This window comes from Mesobacillus subterraneus (assembly GCF_023715485.1).
Classification (GTDB): Bacteria; Bacillota; Bacilli; order Bacillales; family Cytobacillaceae; genus Mesobacillus; species Mesobacillus subterraneus_B.
Genome location: NZ_JAMBOF010000003.1, coordinates 269,818 through 289,797 on the forward strand (window position 1 = coordinate 269,818; position 19,980 = coordinate 289,797).

A 19,980-nucleotide genomic window follows, 5' to 3' on the forward strand; every position below is an offset into this window, starting at 1 on the left:
AGATGCTTCAGAAATGTGAAGGCATCGTCATTAGAACGACAGATTATGGCGAAACAAACAAAATTGTTACTTTATATACCAGGGAATTTGGAAAAGTTGGTGTGATGGCAAGGGGAGCTAAAAAGCCTAATAGCAGGCTTGCTGCCATCACCCAGCTTTTTACATATGGCCAGTACTTGTTCCATGCAAGCACGGGGCTAGGCGGGCTGCAGCAGGGTGAAATGATTTCATCAATGCGGTCGATAAGAGAGGATATTTTCCTTACCGCGCATGCCAGCTATATCGTTGATTTAACCGATAAAGTTACCGAGGACAGAAAACCAAATCCGTTTTTGTTCGAATTGCTGCTTACTACGCTGAATTATATGAATGAAGGCTACGACCTGGAGATTCTCACCAATATTTACGAAATGAAGATGCTCAATGTCCAGGGGCTGTATCCTGTTTTGGACAGATGCACAAATTGCGGCAGTACAGAAGGGGACTTCGATTTTTCCATTAAGGAAGGCGGTCTCGTCTGCCATCGATGCTTTGGAATAGACCCCTATAGGATTAAAACATCTTCTGGGACAGTGAGGCTGCTTCGATTATTTTATTTGCTTGACCTGAACCGCCTTGGCAATATTTCCGTCAAGCCAGAAACAAAGGCTGAACTGAAGCAGGTCATTGCTGCTTACTATGATGAATACTCGGGCCTTTATTTAAAAACAAGGAGATTCCTCGATCAGATGGACTCATTCAGGGACAGCCTGTAACTATTGACAATGATGTTTCTTTTCGCTATTATTCAAATTAAAATAATTACATATGTTGCTGTGAAGGAAAAGAGTACTTAATCTCTTCTGTATTAGCGAGTCCGGGTTTGGTGTGAGCCGGATTGCAGAAAGTTAACGAAGGCATTCCGGAGCAACATCCTTTTAAAGAGGCTGCGTTAAGCGGCAAATAGGGTGGAACCGCGGGTAACTCTCGTCCCTATGCATTAATTAAATGCATAGGGGGCGGGAGTTTTTTATTTGAAATACTTGAAGTGAAGGAAGAACTGAAAAAAATTCGGAGGTGTACAGATGAATATACAAAATATGATTTTAACTTTGCAAAAACACTGGTCTGAAAAAGGCTGCATCCTCATGCAGGCCTATGATGTCGAAAAGGGAGCTGGCACTATGAGCCCTTACACATTCTTAAGGGCAATTGGCCCTGAGCCATGGAATGTCGCCTATGTCGAACCATCCAGAAGGCCAGCAGATGGACGTTACGGGGAAAACCCGAACAGGCTCTACCAGCATCATCAATTCCAGGTGATCATGAAGCCTTCTCCTGATAATATCCAGGAAATTTATTTGGAGTCTTTGAAGGCGTTAGGAATAGATCCGCTTGAACATGATATTCGTTTTGTTGAAGATAACTGGGAAAACCCATCACTGGGCTGTGCTGGACTTGGATGGGAAGTCTGGCTTGATGGCATGGAAATCACACAATTCACTTACTTCCAGCAAGTGGGCGGACTTGACTGCAAACCAGTTTCAGTCGAAATCACTTACGGTATCGAAAGACTCGCATCCTACATCCAGGATAAAGAGAATGTATTTGACCTTGAATGGACCAATGGTTTTACGGTGAGAGATATTTTTGGCCAGCCAGAGTACGAGCATTCTAAATATACATTTGAAACGTCTGATCAGGAAATGCTCTTTAATCTTTTCAATATCTATGAAAAGGAAGCTCACCGCCAGATGGACGAAGGCCTTGTCCATCCTGCCTATGACTATGTCCTTAAGTGCTCACATGTTTTTAATATCCTTGATGCACGCGGAGCAATCTCTGTCACAGAGAGGACGGGTTACATAGCCCGTTGCCGGAATCTCGCGAAAAAAGTGGCGAAAACGTTCTATGAGGAAAGAGAGAAATTAGGGTTCCCAATCATCAAACGGAAGGAGCAGGTGGAAAATGACTAAACGCAACCTATTGCTTGAAATCGGTCTGGAAGAAATGCCTGCAAGATTTATCACTGACACCATTAATCAGCTTGCTTCCAAAGTAGAGAACTGGCTGAAAAATAACAATATTGGTTTTGATGGCATTCATTTGTATTCAACACCGCGCAGGCTTGCTGTTCTCGTCATGAATGTCGATGAACGCCAGGAAGACAGCGTCGAAGAAGCGAAGGGACCAGCAAAAAAAATTGCACTTAGTGAAAGCGGCGAGTGGTCAAAAGCGGCGATGGGTTTCACTCGTGGACAGGGAATGTCAGTAGATGATATCTTCTTCAAAGAGATTAATGGAGTTGAATACGCACATATCAGCAAGTTCATAAAAGGCCAGGAAATTACCCAGCTGCTGGTTGAACTTCAAGCAATCGTCACGAGCTTGACCTTTCCTAAAAACATGCGCTGGGCTGATCTGGATATGCGTTATGTAAGGCCTATCAAGTGGCTCGTAGCGATGTTCGGCAACGACGTAGTACCATTTGAAATTGCTGGAGTCCAGACTGGCAATGTAACAAGGGGACATCGATTCCTTGGTGAAGATAATGTGATCCTATCCAATCCAGAGGCATACGAAGAAGTGCTGCTCGGACAGTATGTTGTTGCGGATGCGAAAAAACGCAAAGATGCAATCATCTCACAGCTTGAAAAAATTGAGGAAGAGAATGGCTGGGTAATCCCTGTCGATGAAGACCTTCTGGAAGAGGTCAATAATCTTGTAGAATATCCGACAGCTCTATATGGCCGATTTGAAGAAGAATTCCTCGAAATCCCAAGCGAGGTACTGATTACATCGATGAAAGAACACCAGCGATATTTCCCTGTGAAATCTGCTGATGGAGAATTGCTTCCTCATTTCATTACGATTAGGAACGGCGATCATCTTCACATTGAAAAAGTAGCCCGCGGTAACGAAAAAGTATTAAGAGCAAGGTTGGCAGATGCTGCATTTTTCTATAAAGAAGACCAGAAATTGCAAATTGATGCTGCACTGGCTAAGCTCAAGAATATTGTCTATCACGAAGAAATCGGCACGATTGCCGAAAAGGCTGAACGGGTACGCAAGCTTGTAAATCTAATAGCAGAGAGATTGGATTTTGCTGCCGATGTCACAAAAGCTGCTGACAGGGCAGCGCAAATCAGCAAATTCGACTTAGTTTCGCAAATGGTCTATGAGTTTCCTGAGCTTCAAGGAATCATGGGCGAAAAATACGCTCTGCAAAAAGGCGAAAGCCAAGAAGTCGCTGCGGCAATCAATGAGCACTATATGCCAAGAAATGCGAACGATTCAGTTCCAGGAACGCCTGCAGGTGCTTTAGTAGCGATTGCTGACAAGCTTGATACAATTATTTCGTTCTTCTCGCTTGGCATCATTCCAAGCGGCTCTCAGGATCCATATGCATTGAGAAGGCAGGCGACAGGTATTGTCCAAACGTTAATTGAAAAACGATGGGACATTTCAATCGAAAAACTTGTAGGTTTCTCATTAAGCCTGATTTCGGATGCAGGAATTTCAAAGCGTAATGACGAAGAAATTTATCACGAACTTATCCAATTCTTTAAGCTTCGAGTCAAGCATTTGCTGCAGGAGCGAGGCATCCGTTACGATATCAACGATGCAGTACTTGGCGGTGAACTCGGCAGCGTTTCAGAATTAACCGAAAAAGCTGATGCGCTTCAAGCTGCAAGCTCTGATGAAGGTTTCAAAGAGAGTATGGAATCGTTAAGCAGGGTGCTGAATATCGCAAGCAAAAAAGATGTCTTGGGTGATATTAATCCAGAATTGTTCGAGAACGAATACGAACAAAAGCTATATGAAAAGTATTTGGACCTTGGAAGAAAGATTGAAAGCGGAGTTGATGCAGTCACGTATTATCAGCTGCTCGTGGCGATGAAGCCAGAGATAAATGACTATTTTGATAATACAATGGTCATGTCCGATAACGCAGAGGTCAAGGAAAATCGCCTAAACCAGATGGCTGCCCTTGCCGTTCTTATCATCAAGATGGCTAAGGTCAATGAAATTGTCGTAAAGTAATCACTATGTGGTGACATACAGTAGTAATAAGTGGAAAAGTGCCTTCCCGCTAAGGAAGGCACTTTATATAAGGCTCTTTTCGTAAACCTTTTATAAGCAAAAGTAACAAGCGGCAGCATTTGGATATTTACGAGTTTTAAAGCATTCCTTATTCAGAGACCTCCTCGAAAAGAGCTATAAGTCCTGAGATATAAAGGATGAGCACTTGTTCATAAACAACAATCAATGCGAAGTACGCCTCATAAAAAAACATGCAAAAAGTTCTATTAATATACACAGATGAACATAATATTTTTATTTAATCTACCAGCGGTAGTATATAATGATTTTATAAAAGAGTTTGACAATATTCCCGATAGGTGGTGAGGACAATCGAACTGAATAAGCGCCAGGAGCTGATCCTGCAAATCGTGAAGGATAATGGCCCAATCACAGGGGAACATATTGCCGACAAGCTAAACCTTACCCGGGCTACATTGAGGCCGGACCTTGCCATCCTGACAATGGCAGGCTTTTTGGACGCCAGGCCGCGTGTAGGATATTTTTATACAGGTAAGACAGGAAGCCAGCTGCTTTCTGAGAACTTAAAGAAGATTCGTGTAAGAGATTATCAGTCCATACCGGTAGTCGTACCTGAAAATGTTTCTGTCTATGATGCGATTGTGACTATGTTTCTTGAAGATGTAGGGACTTTGTTTGTTGTCGATAAAGCTTCCAATCTGGTTGGGGTTCTATCCAGAAAAGACCTACTGAGGGCAAGTATTGGCAAACAGGAGTTGACCACCCTGCCTGTAAATATCATTATGACAAGGATGCCTAATATTACTGTATGTCGCCGTGATGATTTGCTTATAGATGCCGCCAAGGAATTGATCGAAAAACAGATTGACGCACTTCCAATCATCAAAGACACTGATGTCGGTTTTGAACTTGTCGGGAGATTGACCAAGACAAACATAACGAAGGCTTTTGTTGCCTTGGCAGAGGAATAATAGAAGGGGTGGGTTATGAAATGAATAAAATGCCAATTATTTATGTGGTTTCTGACTCTGTCGGCGAGACTGCAGAGCTCGTTACGAAGGCTGCCATCAGCCAATTTGAACATGTGGATGTATCGTTAAAGAGATTTCCATACGTTGAAGATCAAGTACATATTGACGAAGTAGTTTCTCTTGCTAAGCAGGATGGGGGAATGATCGCGTATACATTGGTCAAGCCGGAAATAAGTGATTACCTGAAAGAGGCGGCTGCAAAAGAAGGTATCTATGCATGTGATCTTATCGGTCCGCTAATGCAGAAAATCCAGGTTCTTACCGGTGAAACACCTTTATATGAACCAGGCCTGGTCCGCAAGCTTGATGAAGATTACTTTAAAAAGGTAGAAGCGATAGAATTCGCGGTTAAATATGATGATGGACGAGATCCCAGGGGAATCCTGAAGGCTGATATCGTTCTTGTCGGTGTGTCAAGAACATCGAAGACGCCATTATCGCAATACCTGGCACATAAACGTTATAAAGTAGCAAATGTTCCAATTGTACCTGAAGTCGATCCGCCTGAAGAGCTATTCCTTGTTCCGCAGGAAAAATGTTTTGGATTGAGAATATCTCCAGATAAATTGAACCAGATCCGCCGTGAGCGGTTGATATCCCTCGGTTTGAATGACAAGGCTATTTATGCCAACATCGAGAGGATCAAAGAAGAAATCGAATTTTTCGATGGGATTGTCGATAAAATCGGCTGTCCAGTCATTGATGTAACGAATAAAGCGGTCGAAGAAACGGCAAATGTAATACTTAACATGGTGCGGAACAAAACGTTTGACGCTTAGCACATATTCCATGTATGTGCTTTTCTTTTTGAACACGATTTTCTCCGCTTTAATTTATTAATGGGTTACCGAGAAAAAATAATGGAAAAAAAGCCTTTCTTATACTATAATAAAAAATTGTGATAAAAATGTATCTGTTTAGGTTTAGACTTGACAGATTACGAATAAACTATTTATTATCAGTTGTCAAGATAATGACCATGAAAAAATTCGACAAATTCCCTTAGAAAAAATATAGTCCCTAAGAAGGAAAATGCGGAGTGATGTAGAATTAATACTAGTGAAATCAACAGTCAGACCCTTTTTATTGATGCAGACTCATGCCCGGTTATTAAGGAAATTGTCGAAATCTCTTCGGAGTTTTCCATCGAAGCCGTTTTTGTAGCTTCATATGCCCATATGAAAAATGATCTGCAAGGACTGAATTGGGTGTTCGTCGATTCTTATAAGGAGGCTGTAGACCTTTATTTAATGAATCACGTTAAGAAAGGTGATTTTGCAGTGACGCAAGATATTGGTCTTGCTTCTACGCTTCTTGCGAAAGGGGTTTATGCCATCTCTCCAAGGGGAACTTTATTTGAAGAAAAAGGAATGCAGACTGCTCTCGAATTAAGGCATCTTTCTGCAATGGCAAGAAGAAAGGGATCCTATGGAAAAGGGCCAAAACCCTTTACCGAAAGAGACAGGCTAAAATTTATAAAGGAATTGAGCATGCTTTTGTCGAATTTTAAGATATGTTCAAGGAATCACAACTAATCAGGGGTCATGCATATGGCAGAGAGGATTGCCGAGGAAAAAGTAAATGAAATCCGGCAGGCGGTTGAAATAGTCGATGTCATTGGTGATTATGTCCAATTGAAAAAGCAAGGCCGGAATTATTTTGGGCTTTGTCCATTTCATGGGGAAAACTCTCCATCGTTTTCAGTCTCACCTGATAAGCAGATTTACCATTGCTTTGGTTGTGGTGCGGGCGGCAATGTCTTTTCATTTTTAATGGATATTGATGGTCTGTCCTTCCAGGAAGCAGCGGTGAAACTTGCCGAAAGGGCTAATGTTGAATTGCAGCTGGAAGGCCCATCTGTCAACAGAAGTCCGCGACTGCCGGAGGGCTCGAAGCAAATAGAAGCGCATGAGCTATTGCGTAAATTCTATCATCATTTGCTGGTAAACACAAAGGAAGGCCAGGCAGCACTGGAATACCTTCTAAACAGGGGATTCACAATGGAATCGATTGACAGGTTCCAGATTGGCTATGCACTGCCTTCGTGGGATTTTGTATCGAAACTGCTTGAAAAAAGGGGATTTCCCCTTGAGCTGATCGAAAAAGCAGGATTAGTCATACAAAGAGAAAAAGATGGTACTTACTTTGATCGGTTCAGGGACAGGATCATGTTTCCGATTTTGGACCATCAAGGGAATACAATTGCGTTTTCAGGGAGATCATTAGGGGGCGAAGAACCCAAATACTTAAACAGTCCCGAAACGCAAATCTTTAATAAAAGCAAGGTCTTATATAATTTCCACCTTGCGCGTGCTTCGATCCGGAAGCAACAGCAAGCTGTACTTTTTGAAGGCTTTGCCGATGTAATTTCAGCAAACCGGGCCGGTGTTGAAAACGGCGTTGCGACGATGGGCACATCACTTACAGATGAGCAGATAGTCTTGCTGAAAAGAAATGTGCAAGCCGTTACGATTTGTTATGATTCAGACAAAGCGGGGATTGAAGCGGCCTTCAGGGCGTCAAATATGCTTTCAAAGGCAGGCTTTGCTGTCAGGGTTGCAACAATGCCGGATGGTATGGACCCAGACGATTTCATAAAGGCGCACGGCGAAGAAAAATTCAAAAACGATATCATTGGTTCGAGCGCCACCTTGATGGCATTTAAATTAATATATTATCGACGAGGGAAAAACCTTCAACATGAAGGAGATCGCCTTCAATATATCGAAGAAGTACTTAAAGAAATCAGCGCACTAGATAAAGCTGTTGAAAAAGACATGTATCTGAGGCAGCTGGCAAATGAGTTTTCGCTTTCTCTTGATGCTCTAGTCCAGCAGCAGAATCAATTGTCACAGGCATTCAGCCCAAAGAAGCAAAATCAGCCAAGGCCCGAAAAAAATCCTGTGATCATCACCCGGAAAGCAGAGCTGAAGCCCGCTTACCATACAGCAGAAAGACGTTTGATCTTCCATATGATGAGGAATGCTGATATTGCTTACAAGGTACAGGAAATGCTTGAAGGAAATACATTAAACATTGATGAACATCAGGCTATTATTACTTATTTATTTGCATACTATGAAAAAGGTCATGACCCTGATCCAAGTGCGTTCTTAAATTATCTTCAGGATAATAAGCTAAAAAGGGTCGTTGCTGATATAGAGATGATGCCTCTGAACGAGGAACTAAGTGATCAGGAGTTATCTGATTATATCAAGCAGGTGTTGAATTATCAAAAAATGTTAAAAATAAAGGAAAAAATGGCAGAACAAAAACAGGCAGAACGACAAAACGACATCTTGCGTGCAGCGGCAATCGCGACGGAAATAATCCAACTGCGCAAGACCTTATAAAATCTCAATGCTGATTGTTTTTGATTTTTGGAAGGAGGGGGACATATGGCTGAAAAGTCAGCCCGTTCTAAAGAGGTCACGGAAAATGAAGTGACAGTGGAACAAGTGAAAGACCAGTTAACCGCACTGGGAAAAAAAACCGGCGTCCTTGCTTATGATGATATTGCTGAAAGGCTTTCAAGCTTTGAGCTGGATTCCGATCAAATGGATGAATATTATGAGTTCCTCGGTGAGCAGGGTATTGAACTCGTTGGAGAAAGCGACGAAGCTGAAGACCCAGATATTAAGCAGCTCTCTAAAGATGATGAAGAGTTCGATCTTAATGATTTAAGTGTACCTCCAGGAGTCAAAATCAACGACCCTGTAAGAATGTATCTGAAGGAAATTGGCCGAGTGGATTTACTTTCTGCTGAAGAGGAAATCAATCTTGCAGAAAGAATCGAACAAGGCGACGAAGAGGCTAAAAGGCGACTTGCGGAAGCGAACCTTCGACTCGTGGTAAGTATCGCGAAACGCTATGTCGGCCGTGGCATGCTTTTCCTCGATCTAATCCAGGAAGGTAACATGGGCTTGATTAAAGCGGTGGAAAAATTCGATTACCGAAAAGGATTCAAATTCAGTACTTATGCTACATGGTGGATTCGCCAGGCCATTACTCGTGCTATCGCTGACCAGGCCCGAACAATCCGGATTCCTGTCCATATGGTTGAAACAATCAACAAATTAATCCGCGTACAAAGGCAGCTTCTTCAGGATTTAGGCCGCGAACCATCTCCTGAAGAAATCGGTGAAGATATGGATTTATCACCAGAAAAGGTACGGGAAATTTTAAAGATTGCACAGGAGCCTGTTTCACTTGAAACTCCGATTGGTGAAGAGGATGACTCTCATCTTGGAGATTTCATTGAAGACCAGGATGCTACCTCTCCTTCTGAACACGCAGCATATGAGCTATTGAAGGAACAGCTTGAAGATGTGCTCGATACACTTACAGACCGTGAAGAGAACGTCCTAAGGCTTCGTTTTGGGCTTGATGATGGACGTACTCGAACTCTTGAGGAAGTCGGCAAGGTATTTGGAGTTACGCGTGAACGTATTCGACAAATTGAAGCAAAGGCACTTCGCAAGCTAAGACATCCAAGCCGAAGCAAACGTTTGAAAGACTTTTTAGAATAGTATTGCCAAGGAATAATTTACTTTTTAAAATAAAAGTAAATTATTCCTTTTTTATTAGGCTTTCGTAAACACGTTTTAATTTAGCCAGATCCCAACAACAATGACTTAACTCGTCCAAAACCAAAATGACCTTTTACGTAAAGCGATAACCAAATAGACAGGACGTGCCAACTAAATGGATGAACAGCGCAGGAAAATCATCACAAGTGAAATAAATTATTGGAAACAAAACCGGATGCTGCCGGAGCACTATTGTAATTTTCTTTTAAACCTCTATACCGAAGGCGGTTCAGGGCAAGCGGAACCAACAAGCACTAGATTCTTTCCTTTATCAAAATTATTGACATTGTTTATGCTGGGGTTGTTATCGCTTTCAATATTTTTATTTTATTTTACTGAATTATCTCTCATTTTGCAAACCGCCTTGATGATAATTTTTGGAATAAGTTCCCTAATTACGGCAGGGTATTTAATATCAAAATCTTTTTTTGAAGTAATTCCTTTACTCGCTTCTGCACTCGTTTTATTGCTCAATACCGTGAATGCATCTGAAATCTTATTTCCTGATAAAGCATACGTCCTTTTTTTCGTGACCGCTGTGAACTGTTTATTATGGCTCGCAGCAGGGATGAAATGGAATTTGGTTTCCTTTAAAATTTCAGGAATCGCGGGTCTAATTATCTTGTTTATTACTATATTTATATAATAATCAAATATTTAAAAGTTTTTAAATGTTGAGAAAATTGTTTGTTCACCCTTATAATGAGAAATGTAAACGTATTCAATGTTTTAAGGGGGATGGAAATGAATTTTGATTTAACATCGGAACAATCAATGATCAAAAGGACGATTAGAGAATTTGCGGAGGAAGAAGTAGCTCCTGGCGCGATTGAAAGAGATAAGACAAAACAATTTCCGACAGAAATCTTCAAAAAGCTAGGTGAACTGGGTATGCTTGGCTTGCCATTTCCAGAAGAGTATGGCGGGGCTGGAGCAGACACAGTAAGTTTTGCTATCGTAACCGAGGAGTTAAGCAAGGCATGCGCGTCTACAGGGATTACTTACTCCGCACATATCTCACTCGGCGGTGCTCCTATAAATCTATTTGGTACAGAAGAACAAAAACAAAGATATCTTACACCTATCTGCACAGGGGAATCACTTGGTGCATTTGGATTGACAGAACCGAATGCCGGATCTGATGCAGGCGGCACGCAAACGACTGCCAAAGAGGAAAATGGAGAATACATCATCAATGGAAGCAAATGCTTTATCACAAACGCCAGCTATGCTAACCATTTGGCTATGACAGCCATCACTGGAGAACAAAATGGCATCAAGGAAATAACCGCCATCATCGTACCGACTGATGCACCTGGTTTTAAAGTCATCGATAACTATGAGAAAATGGGATTGAATGCATCCAATACAACAGAACTAGTAATGGATAATGTACGCGTTCCAGTTGAGAACCTTTTAGGTAAAAAAGGAGAAGGCTTCAAGCAGTTCTTAATTACCCTTGATGGCGGCAGAATTGGAATTGGAGCTATGGCCGTTGGTGTTGCGCAGGCTGCTTATGAAAGGGCGCTTCAATACGCGCAGGAAAGAAAACAATTTGGGAAGTCACTTTCTAAATTCCAGGCCATACAATTCAAACTGGCTGATATGGCGATGAAAATTGAACTTGCCCGCAATATGGTTTACAAGGCAGCCTGGCTGAAGGACCAGGGACGTCCGTTCTCAAAAGAGGCCTCGATGTGCAAGCTATACGCGTCTGAAATAGCTATGCAAGTAGCCGACCAGGCTGTACAGATCCATGGCGGTTATGGATATATGCGAGAGTATGAAGTAGAGCGCTATATGAGGGATGCGAAATTGCTTGAAATCGGTGAAGGCACATCAGAAGTGCAAAGAATGGTCATTGCCAGATTAATTGGCTGCTAACAGGGTATTCTAAATATGCCTTATAAAAAAACTTCATCAAACGATGGAGTTTTTTGTCTAATTTGTGAACAAGTGTGACAAAGTTTGCTTTTTTGCTTTCCCTGTAAACGTTTTTCAAGTAAAATAATAGCTGTGTGAAATTATTATTTAAAAGTGATGTTATACATAAGGAGGTTATATGATGAATCGCAATCCACTTATACCATTCGTATTAATCATGGTAATGGGAATCGGCTTGATGTTCCTGCTTTCTTTCAAAGGCCTTGGAGATTCTAAGGATCTTGCAAAGGAAAAGGAAGGCGGCGGAAAGACAGAAGAAACTGCTGAAGTGAATCCTGAGGAATTTTATCAGCAATCATGTGCAGGCTGCCACGGAAACCAGTATGAAGGTGTATCCGGTCCAGCGTTAAAAGGCGTTGGAAGCAAGTATTCCAAAGACGAAATCAAAGACATTTTGACTAACGGAAAAGGCGCAATGCCTCCTGGAATGGCTGCAGGCAAGGAAGAACAAATGGCTGAATGGATAGCTAAAGAATTGAAGTAAGAATAAAGGCTCTTTGCGAAATGCAAAGGGCCTTTATTCTTTCTTTAGGAAATTATAAAATTATTTAGTTGTGGATAACTATATGCAGTCTTCTTAATCCAGCTCCAGCACTTAGCCAGTTTTCATCCCCGAGAGTGCTTCTTCGAGTATCTTGCGATAAGCGTTAGCTTTGAGCAGCTCGAGTCGCTTGTCTAGCTGCGGCTCCTAACTCCTCGAGACGCTTGTCTAGTGTTGCCTCCTAGAAACTCCGAAACTTCAACTCCCCCCGCAGAAGCAAAAAGCGCTTCTTTGGTGGAGTCTCCAGTTTCTGCGTTTCTGGGCAGTCGGCTATACATTTCGATTTCGGCTTGTCGGAGTTGAACAGTCGCCTCCGCTTTTCGAATTGTCTAGTGTCGCCTCCTAGAAACTCCGAAACTTCAACTCCGCCGGCAGAAGCAAAAAGCGCTTCTTTGTCGGAGTCTCCAGTTTCTGCGTTTCTGGGCAGTCGGCTACACATTTCGATTTCGGTTCGCTCAGGTGAAGTCAAAGAACGACTTCACCGGTCGGCCCTCCAGCGCTTGTCGGGGCTGAACGAGGCGCTTGCGCTTTTTGTTCTTTATCTGCTGCTTGATTGGACAAGGGGCATCTGGTTTTCATATACTTATAAAAGCAAATTATGATTTAGTAGGTGACTTGAATGAATGCTGAAAAACTATCAAACCGGCTTGAAGCCGTTGCGAATAATATCCCTCCAGGTTCTAGGCTGGCGGATATCGGTTCTGACCATGCATACCTTCCATGCAATGTAGTAAAGAAAGGAATCGTTCCGCTGGCCATTGCTGGCGAAGTCGCAGAAGGACCATACCAGTCTGCTCTCGAGCAGGTGGAGTCTGAGCATCTAAATGACAAGATAGCCGTCCGTAAAGGAGATGGACTGGAAGTAATTGAGCCTGGAGAAGTCGATTGCATTACGATCGCAGGAATGGGCGGGACTCTGATTTCAACTATACTTGAGAAAGGAAAGTCCAAGCTCGAAGGGGTAAGCCGGCTTGTGCTCCAGCCTAATGTAGGGAGCTTTGCCGTACGGAACTGGCTTATCGACAATGGATGGGAACTGGTGAAGGAAGAAATTCTCAAGGAAGATGGGAAAATCTACGAAATTCTCGTTGCTGAAAAAGGAGAGCCATTAAAGCCTTATCAACAAAACAACCTAGAAGAAGGAATTTTGTTCGGCCCATTTTTATTAGCTGTAAAACCAGGAGTCTTTTTAGAAAAATGGACTGCCGAAATGAATAACTGGGAGCGGATTTTAAAGCAGCTGGATGAAGCTGTACAAAATGAAGATACGGCGTCCAAGAGACTTGAGCTTGATAAGAAGATAAAAATGGCAAAGGAGGCGCTGAAGTGAAAAAAGTGAATGGTCATGAAGTGATCCAGCTTTTTGAACAATTTTCTCCCAAAGCTTTTGCGATGGAAGGAGATAAAGTTGGGCTGCAAATTGGTACGCTGAACCAAACAGTCCAAAACGTCCTGATTGTCCTTGATGTAACAGAGGAGGTAGTGGAGGAGGCGATTGCGAAGAATGCCCAATTAATCATCGCCCATCATCCACCAATCTTCCGTCCGCTGCAAAAAATCACTACAGACACTCCCGGAGGCGGGATGATCGCAAAGCTGATCAAGCATGATATTGGCGTCTATGCAGCCCACACAAACCTTGATGTCGCAAAGGGAGGAGTCAATGACCTGCTAGCGGAAGCCCTTGGTTTAAAGAATGCAGAAGTCTTGGTCCCGACATTTGAAGACAAGCTGAAAAAACTGGTGGTTTTCGTTCCTGAGGAGAATGCAGAGCAGCTTCGAGAAGCATTGGGAAACGCTGGCGCCGGTTCAATCGGTAACTACAGTCATTGCTCATTCTCTGGAACTGGGGAAGGGCGTTTCCTCCCAGGCGAGAATACGAACCCTCATATCGGCAAACAAGGAAAGCTTGAAGCAGTCCATGAGGTGAGGATAGAGACTATCTTTCCTCAAAGCATAGAAAAAAGGGTAATACAGGCCATGATTAAGGCTCATCCATACGAAGAGGTTGCCTATGATCTATATAGTCTTGAAAATACCGGTGAGCAGCTTGGCCTCGGCCGGATTGGAAAAGTGGAAGAAACAACTCTTGGCGAATTTGCGAAACATGTCAAGGCAGCATTCGATGTTAATAAAGTTCGTGTCGTTGGCGACCTGACTGCCAAGGTTAAAAAGGTTGCGGTCCTCGGCGGTGACGGAAATAAGTATTACTCACAGGCAAAATTCAGGGGTGCCGATGTGTATATAACAGGTGATATTTATTACCACACCGCACATGACGCAATGATGGCCGGCTTGAATATGATCGATCCAGGACATAATGTTGAAAAGGTCATGAAAAAGGGAGTCGCTTGGGTAATGGAAGGTCTCTGCAAAGAGAAAAACTATGATGTGCGCTTCATTCCATCTGAAATAGGGACAGATCCGTTTACTTTTATTTAGTCTCTTTTCGTAAAATTTGTTGCTTTTACTAAAATCGCATTTGGATTTTTACGAGTTTAAATGCATTCCTTGTTCAGGTACTTCCCCGAAAAGAGCTCGAAGTCAAGAGATATACGGGATGAAATCTCGGTTCGAAACAACAATCTATGCGAAAACAGCCTTTATATAAATTGCTGGATCTGAACGAAGAGCGTCGCTGGCATCGATTCGGTCACAGAACGAGATGCCGTTACACGGAATAAAGAAAACAAGAAAAGCAGCCTGAATCAAATTCAGGCTGCTCAGTTTGTAGACAAAAGGGGTTCGGAATGCTCTCATTCCGAACCCCTTTTTGGATTTCATCGGATTTTTCAAAAGAAATAGACTCTCTTTGCTATACTTTTAGGCCATTACTGGACTTCTCCATGTCCAGTTGGCCATCTTCTTCAAGTTCAAGGCAGCGAAAGTAAGCATCGCCTGCATCGACAATTTTTTAAGTCCCCTCAGGGTTGTCCAACGCATGCCATGCTTTTCTTTTGCATCTGCGAATACACGCTCAATGGTTTCTTTGCGCTTCGCATAGATTTGTTTTACTTCTGGTTTGTGCCTCAAGTGGTCTGCCTCTTCCACATACTCCTGCCAGATATGGCGCATGGAACGGATGCCAAAGGTATATTGAATGAATGGGAGTTTAACCAGAATTACAGGGTCAATGCTTGGGCGCCCTACTTCCGAATACACATCTTTCACCAAGTCATAAATGAAAGAAAAATCAAGGGCTGCTTCCATCTTGCGGACTAAATGTTCCTGAGGAACAAGCTGGTCTAAAGCGACCATCTCTAATTGATCTCGTTGGATTGGATTATTTTTCGAGAGCATCTTTACCACCTCAAGCGTTATATGTATCTATTTTAAAATAGACTTTAGTTTAGTTCCACGTTAAGTTTGTAAGTCCTGTTGATTGGAGTGGAAGGCGCGTAGACTCCTGCGGGATCAGACGGACAGGTGAGACCCCGCAGGCGCCAGCGGCGACGAGGAGGCTCAGCGCCGGCCCCGCGGAAAGCGAAGCGCCTGGAACGGAAATCAACAGCCCCGTTCCAGCACCAACCAAAAAAAAGACTGTAAACAAACACGATTTTCATCGAGTTTGTCTACAGTCTGAGCAGCCTGAATCAAATTCAGGCTGCTTTCAGCTTATTATACGTTTGCCTCAGTCTTCTTAACTTTTGGCAGGATTTTATGAAGAGGTACCTTTTTCTCTTTCAGCCAAGTAGCTTCATTTTCCGGGTCGAACTGTTCAATGAACGAAATGACTTCTTTTGTTATTGGAGTCGGTGTAGAAGCTCCGGAAGTGACAGCGACTGTGTTGGCTTCCTTGATCCAGTCGATGTTCAATTCAGATATATCTGCAATCCGGTATGCTACTGTTCCGGCAATCTCTTGAGATACCTGGGCAAGACGATTTGAGTTATTGCTTTTTGGATCGCCGACGACAATCAGGACATCGGCTTCTTTCGCCTGCTCAGCTACAGCCTCCTGCCGAACCTGTGTAGCCATGCATATTTCTTTATGCACCTCAGCGTGAGGATACTTTTCCTTTACCTTATGCATGATTTCAGAAACATCCCACTGGCTCATGGTTGTCTGGTTGGTAACGATCAATTTTTCTGCATTCAAATCCAGCGCCTCAACATCTGCTGCAGTTTCGACGAGATGGACGATCCCAGGTGCGACGCCTACAGCGCCCTCTGGCTCGGGATGGCCTTTCTTGCCAATGTATATAACTTCAAAGCCTTCTTTTTCCTTGGCACGGATCAGGTTATGAGTATTGGTTACGTCAGGGCATGTCGCATCAATCGATACGAGTCCCTTTTTCTTCGCAAGTTCCCTGACCTCAGGGGAAATCCCGTGCGCTGTAAATATAACTGTACCGCCTTCAACCTTTTCAAGGATTTCCCTGCGGTTATTGCCGTCCAAAGTGATGATGCCTTCTTCTTCAAAAGCATCTGTGACGTGTTTGTTGTGAACAATCATCCCAAGTATATATATAGGCCGCGGCAAGCTTTTATCCAGTGCAGCATTACGTGCAATGACCATTGCATCAACGACACCGTAGCAATAGCCTCGCGGTGATATTTTAATTACATTCATTGAGTCATCCTCCTGCGAATACCTCTAATTCTCTCTTTCATTATATAAAACTTATAGAAAGATTACAAAAGCGACTTTTCCAGAAGGGAGGATTTATTAGACTCTTGTATGCTAAATGAATAATTTTGGAGATGATGAGCCTTTAGGCACAGCCTTTTTTGCAGCTTTTTTACGGGCGGCAGATTTATTTGGATCTGTATCTTCGGCTTTCATGGATTTTTTTGGTCCACTGTCTTCCTGAGGTTCTTGTTCCCTTTGCTCATCGGCATCCGGCAGGTCCTTCAACCCTTTATAGAGCTTCCACATGGATGGAATGTTGCGGACGAGAGGACCGTATTGCTGGATCATCGGCCCAAATTGCTGGGCGGTGTTTAATACCTTTTGAGTGTTGCTAAGAAAACCATTCAATGCGGCTGGATCTGTCAGGGTTTTCAGAATTCCGCCGCCTGATGTGGCCGCTCTTGCGGGAGCATTCCCTGCAGACAGCATTCCCGCCACTCCAGTGCCTTGGTTTCTTGCGCCTTTTCCCAACAGCTTTGACAGCAAACCTCCACCCTGCCTCGATTGCGGTTTTCTGCCCATTTGTGGAAACTGCCCCTGCGGCATCCCAGGTCCGTATCCGAACTGGCCAGGGTACATCTGGTATGGATTCATTCCTGGCCTTCCCATATAGCCGGGTCCCATATAGCGGTTTTGCATTCCACGTGAATTCATACGGGGTCCTTGTAGCATAGTGATCCCTCCTTTCCAAATAAATCATCTCCTATTAGAGTATGCATTTAATCAGGAATGGTTTAAGAAATTGGTATTTAGGCTGAAACAGGTTTGTTTTTTCGGGAGGAAAGGTTAAGATAGTACTGATTGGAGATTTTCTGCAATCTTTATTATAATTACAGGATGAACCTGAAAAGACCAGCCTACGGAACAGGCTGATGTCCCCGATATAAAAGGGGAGCAGGGTGAAAAAAGGAGATTTTCAATGAGTGAAACAAAATTTGATCGATATGAATTGAAGCCGTTCATTATAGATGCAATCCAGAAACTTGGCTTTTATGAGCCGACCGAAATCCAGGAGCGCCTGATTCCAACAGTCCTTAAGGGTGACAGCGCAATCGGACAATCCCAGACAGGTACTGGGAAAACACATGCGTACGTACTGCCGATCATGAACAAGCTTGATGCTTCACGTAATGAGGTGCAGGCAATTATAACCGCGCCGACGCGGGAGCTGGCGAACCAGATTTACCATGAGGTACTTAAAATCGCTGAACATGCACCAGAGGATGAAAAGATATCTGCGCGTTGTTATATTGGCGGGACAGATAAGCAGAGAACGATCGAAAAGCTTAAGACGCAGCCGCAGATCGTGGTAGGAACTCCAGGCAGAATTAATGATCTTGTTCAGGAAAATGCGCTGTTCGTTCACACAGCAAAAATGCTTGTCGTCGATGAAGCAGACTTGATGCTTGATATGGGATTCATCGAGGATATTGACCAATTTGCCTCCAGAATGCCAGAAAAGCTCCAGATGCTTGTTTTTTCCGCGACTATTCCGGAAAAGCTTAAACCGTTTTTGAAAAAATATATGGAAAATCCTAAATTCGTGCAAGTCGACCCTAAACAAGCGACTGCTGAAAATATTGAACACCTTCTGCTGCCCTCAAGACACAGGGATAAAATCGGACTCGTCCATTCTGCTTTGCTTGCGTTCAATCCATACCTTGGGATTGTTTTTGCGAATACAAAGAAAAAAGCAGACGAGGTTGCAGATGGATTAATCTCCAAAGGGATGAAGGTTGGCCGTATCCATGGAGACTTGAGTCCTCGTGAGCGCAAGAGAGTCATGAAGCAGGTCAAAGACCTTGAGTTCCAATATATCGTTGCTACTGATCTTGCAGCGAGAGGAATCGATATCCAGGGTATCAGCCATGTCATCAATTATGAGCTGCCAACGGACCTGGACTTTTATATCCACAGGGTTGGCCGTACTGCCCGCGCAGGATTTTCAGGAATTGCTTTGACGGTTTATGAACAGTCTGATGAAGATGCATTAATTCGCCTTGAAAAAATGGGGATCACTTTCAAGAATATCGATGTGAAGAAAGGTGAATTCACTGAGATAGAAGAGCGGAACAGACGACAAAACAGAAAGAAAAAAGAAACTCCAGGTGAAGCTGTGGCAAAATCACTCGTTTCAAAACCTAAGAAGGTAAAACCTGGATATAAGAAAAAGATGCAATGGGAAATGGATAAAATTAAAAAACGGCAAAATCGCCTGAATAAGAAAAAATAACCATTGGTTTTAGGGAGAGATCAGTAATGTTAATTGGCTCACATGTTTCCATGAGCGGAAAAAAAATGCTGCTTGCTGCCAGCGAAGAAGCCGTTTCATATGGAGCAAATACTTTTATGATCTACACGGGGGCACCACAGAATACGAGAAGGAAAAAAATCGAGGACCTGAATATAGAAGAGGGCCGCAGGCATATGGAGCAGCATGGGATCAGTGAAATCATTGTCCATGCTCCTTATATCATCAATATCGGAAATTCGGAAAATCCGGATACATTCGATCTTGGGGTGAGATTTCTCAGAAGCGAGATTGAGCGGACTGAAGCGCTGGGTGCAAAGCAGATTGTCCTCCATCCAGGCGCGCACGTTGGAGCAGGAACGGAGAAAGGCATCGGAAAAATAGTCGAAGGCATCAATGAAGTTTTGACTGGAGAAGAAAATCTTCAGATCGCCCTTGAAACGATGGCTGGAAAAGGTTCAGAATGCGGCAAGAGCTTTGAAGAACTGGCAATGATCATGGACGGTGTCATATATAATGACAAACTCTCCGTCTGCTTTGATACTTGCCACACACATGACGCTGGATATCCAATCGTAGAGGACTTTGACGGTGTCCTGAATGAATTCGATAAAATCATCGGTATTGACAGGCTTAAGGTCCTTCACATCAACGACAGCAAAAATGAGATAGGGATGAGAAAAGACCGCCACGAAAACATTGGCTTTGGCCATATTGGTTTTGAGGCACTAAGCTACATTGTTCACCACCCACAATTGGCACACGTGCCGAAAATTCTTGAAACACCATTTGTCGGTGAAGATAAGAACAATAAAAAAGCTCCTTATAAACACGAAATTGAGATGCTTAAAAGCAAACAATTTGAGGATAATCTGCTTGATCTAATCTTGCATAGCTAACTAAATAACAAAGTTAAAAGCTGTGGGAAATCCACAGCTTTTTTGAATG

Annotated in this window: 19 protein-coding genes and 1 other annotated feature; of the genes, 15 read left to right on the plus strand and 4 right to left on the minus strand. The window is 43.1% G+C overall.

What is annotated here, in order from left to right; all coding sequences use genetic code 11:
• The first annotated feature begins 2 nt into the window (after positions 1–2).
• The 13 genes from recO (at position 3) to M3204_RS06080 (ending at position 14,591) form a co-directional block, all read left to right on the plus strand.
• Positions 3–755 carry a DNA repair protein RecO gene (recO, locus tag M3204_RS06020; RefSeq protein WP_251479577.1) on the plus strand — a complete coding sequence of 251 codons (753 nt, stop codon included), beginning with the start codon at positions 3–5 and terminating at the stop codon, positions 753–755.
• Positions 756–806: 51 nt separating this feature from the next.
• Positions 807–977, plus strand: a binding site (T-box leader).
• Positions 978–1,064: 87 nt separating this feature from the next.
• Complete coding sequence (gene glyQ, locus M3204_RS06025) at positions 1,065–1,955, plus strand: glycine--tRNA ligase subunit alpha (RefSeq protein ID WP_251479579.1); 891 nt, start codon at positions 1,065–1,067, stop codon at positions 1,953–1,955.
• Positions 1,948–4,023: a glycine--tRNA ligase subunit beta gene (gene glyS, locus M3204_RS06030; RefSeq protein ID WP_251479582.1), complete on the plus strand. Its 2,076-nt coding sequence runs from the start codon at positions 1,948–1,950 to the stop codon at positions 4,021–4,023. The genes glyQ and glyS overlap by 8 nt, the downstream gene beginning before the upstream one ends.
• A 359-nt stretch (positions 4,024–4,382) precedes the next feature.
• The gene (locus M3204_RS06035; RefSeq protein WP_353056032.1) at positions 4,383–5,015 is read left to right on the plus strand and encodes a helix-turn-helix transcriptional regulator; all 633 of its coding nucleotides are present in this window, start codon (positions 4,383–4,385) and stop codon (positions 5,013–5,015) included.
• A gap of 20 nt (positions 5,016–5,035) precedes the next feature.
• A complete protein-coding gene (locus M3204_RS06040) occupies positions 5,036–5,854 on the plus strand; it encodes a pyruvate, water dikinase regulatory protein (RefSeq protein ID WP_251479589.1) in 819 nt (272 codons plus the stop codon).
• 348 nt (positions 5,855–6,202) lie between these two features.
• Positions 6,203–6,610, plus strand: a complete 408-nt coding sequence (locus M3204_RS06045) for a DUF188 domain-containing protein (protein ID WP_353056034.1) — start codon at positions 6,203–6,205, stop codon at positions 6,608–6,610.
• Positions 6,611–6,625: 15 nt separating this feature from the next.
• Entirely contained in the window at positions 6,626–8,428 is a 1,803-nt protein-coding gene (gene dnaG, locus M3204_RS06050; RefSeq protein ID WP_251479591.1) for a DNA primase, read from the plus strand.
• A 45-nt stretch (positions 8,429–8,473) separates the two neighbouring features.
• On the plus strand, positions 8,474–9,604 hold the full coding sequence (gene rpoD / locus M3204_RS06055) for an RNA polymerase sigma factor RpoD (protein ID WP_251479594.1): 1,131 nt from the start codon (positions 8,474–8,476) through the stop codon (positions 9,602–9,604).
• Between the two features lie 175 nt (positions 9,605–9,779).
• The gene (locus M3204_RS06060) at positions 9,780–10,310 is read left to right on the plus strand and encodes a hypothetical protein (RefSeq protein WP_251479596.1); all 531 of its coding nucleotides are present in this window, start codon (positions 9,780–9,782) and stop codon (positions 10,308–10,310) included.
• A 98-nt stretch (positions 10,311–10,408) separates the two neighbouring features.
• Positions 10,409–11,548: an acyl-CoA dehydrogenase gene (locus M3204_RS06065; RefSeq protein ID WP_251479599.1), complete on the plus strand. Its 1,140-nt coding sequence runs from the start codon at positions 10,409–10,411 to the stop codon at positions 11,546–11,548.
• A gap of 181 nt (positions 11,549–11,729) precedes the next feature.
• Positions 11,730–12,092 (plus strand): cytochrome c550, encoded by a 363-nt coding sequence (gene cccA / locus M3204_RS06070; protein ID WP_251479935.1) that lies wholly within the window; start codon positions 11,730–11,732, stop codon positions 12,090–12,092.
• A 676-nt stretch (positions 12,093–12,768) separates the two neighbouring features.
• Complete coding sequence (locus M3204_RS06075; protein ID WP_251479602.1) at positions 12,769–13,479, plus strand: tRNA (adenine(22)-N(1))-methyltransferase; 711 nt, start codon at positions 12,769–12,771, stop codon at positions 13,477–13,479.
• Entirely contained in the window at positions 13,476–14,591 is a 1,116-nt protein-coding gene (locus tag M3204_RS06080) for a Nif3-like dinuclear metal center hexameric protein (protein ID WP_251479604.1), read from the plus strand. The genes M3204_RS06075 and M3204_RS06080 overlap by 4 nt, the downstream gene beginning before the upstream one ends.
• 144 nt (positions 14,592–14,735) lie before the next feature.
• Here M3204_RS06080 and M3204_RS06085 read toward each other — a convergent pair whose 3' ends face one another.
• The 4 genes from M3204_RS06085 to M3204_RS06105 all read right to left on the minus strand — a co-directional run bounded on the left by M3204_RS06085 (position 14,736) and on the right by M3204_RS06105 (position 17,453).
• Entirely contained in the window at positions 14,736–14,909 is a 174-nt protein-coding gene (locus tag M3204_RS06085; protein ID WP_251479606.1) for a hypothetical protein, read from the minus strand.
• Positions 14,910–14,972: 63 nt separating this feature from the next.
• Positions 14,973–15,449, minus strand: coding sequence for a transposase (locus M3204_RS23645; protein ID WP_353056033.1), 477 nt, complete (start codon positions 15,447–15,449; stop codon positions 14,973–14,975).
• Between the two features lie 318 nt (positions 15,450–15,767).
• Complete coding sequence (locus M3204_RS06100) at positions 15,768–16,721, minus strand: 4-hydroxy-3-methylbut-2-enyl diphosphate reductase (protein ID WP_251479608.1); 954 nt, start codon at positions 16,719–16,721, stop codon at positions 15,768–15,770.
• A 111-nt stretch (positions 16,722–16,832) separates the two neighbouring features.
• Positions 16,833–17,453: a YqfQ family protein gene (locus M3204_RS06105; protein ID WP_251479610.1), complete on the minus strand. Its 621-nt coding sequence runs from the start codon at positions 17,451–17,453 to the stop codon at positions 16,833–16,835.
• Positions 17,454–17,700: 247 nt separating this feature from the next.
• Between M3204_RS06105 and M3204_RS06110 the strand changes: the two genes are divergently transcribed.
• A complete protein-coding gene (locus M3204_RS06110; RefSeq protein ID WP_251479613.1) occupies positions 17,701–19,014 on the plus strand; it encodes a DEAD/DEAH box helicase in 1,314 nt (437 codons plus the stop codon).
• Positions 19,015–19,040: 26 nt separating this feature from the next.
• Positions 19,041–19,931: a deoxyribonuclease IV gene (locus tag M3204_RS06115; protein WP_251479616.1), complete on the plus strand. Its 891-nt coding sequence runs from the start codon at positions 19,041–19,043 to the stop codon at positions 19,929–19,931.
• Positions 19,932–19,980 lie beyond the last annotated feature (49 nt).

Coding starts and splice junctions, on each gene's coding strand:
- glyS (WP_251479582.1), top strand. CDS start 1,948: ATGACTAAACGCAACCTATTGCTTGAAATCGGTCTGGAAGAAATGCCT.
- M3204_RS06065 (WP_251479599.1), top strand. CDS start 10,409: ATGAATTTTGATTTAACATCGGAACAATCAATGATCAAAAGGACGATT.
- M3204_RS06100 (WP_251479608.1), bottom strand. CDS start 16,721: ATGAATGTAATTAAAATATCACCGCGAGGCTATTGCTACGGTGTCGTT.
- M3204_RS06105 (WP_251479610.1), bottom strand. CDS start 17,453: ATGCTACAAGGACCCCGTATGAATTCACGTGGAATGCAAAACCGCTAT.
- M3204_RS06110 (WP_251479613.1), top strand. CDS start 17,701: ATGAGTGAAACAAAATTTGATCGATATGAATTGAAGCCGTTCATTATA.
- M3204_RS06075 (WP_251479602.1), top strand. CDS start 12,769: ATGAATGCTGAAAAACTATCAAACCGGCTTGAAGCCGTTGCGAATAAT.
- dnaG (WP_251479591.1), top strand. CDS start 6,626: ATGGCAGAGAGGATTGCCGAGGAAAAAGTAAATGAAATCCGGCAGGCG.
- M3204_RS06060 (WP_251479596.1), top strand. CDS start 9,780: ATGGATGAACAGCGCAGGAAAATCATCACAAGTGAAATAAATTATTGG.
- cccA (WP_251479935.1), top strand. CDS start 11,730: ATGAATCGCAATCCACTTATACCATTCGTATTAATCATGGTAATGGGA.
- rpoD (WP_251479594.1), top strand. CDS start 8,474: ATGGCTGAAAAGTCAGCCCGTTCTAAAGAGGTCACGGAAAATGAAGTG.
- M3204_RS06085 (WP_251479606.1), bottom strand. CDS start 14,909: ATGAGAGCATTCCGAACCCCTTTTGTCTACAAACTGAGCAGCCTGAAT.
- M3204_RS06040 (WP_251479589.1), top strand. CDS start 5,036: ATGAATAAAATGCCAATTATTTATGTGGTTTCTGACTCTGTCGGCGAG.
- M3204_RS23645 (WP_353056033.1), bottom strand. CDS start 15,449: ATGCTCTCGAAAAATAATCCAATCCAACGAGATCAATTAGAGATGGTC.
- glyQ (WP_251479579.1), top strand. CDS start 1,065: ATGAATATACAAAATATGATTTTAACTTTGCAAAAACACTGGTCTGAA.
- M3204_RS06115 (WP_251479616.1), top strand. CDS start 19,041: ATGTTAATTGGCTCACATGTTTCCATGAGCGGAAAAAAAATGCTGCTT.
- recO (WP_251479577.1), top strand. CDS start 3: ATGCTTCAGAAATGTGAAGGCATCGTCATTAGAACGACAGATTATGGC.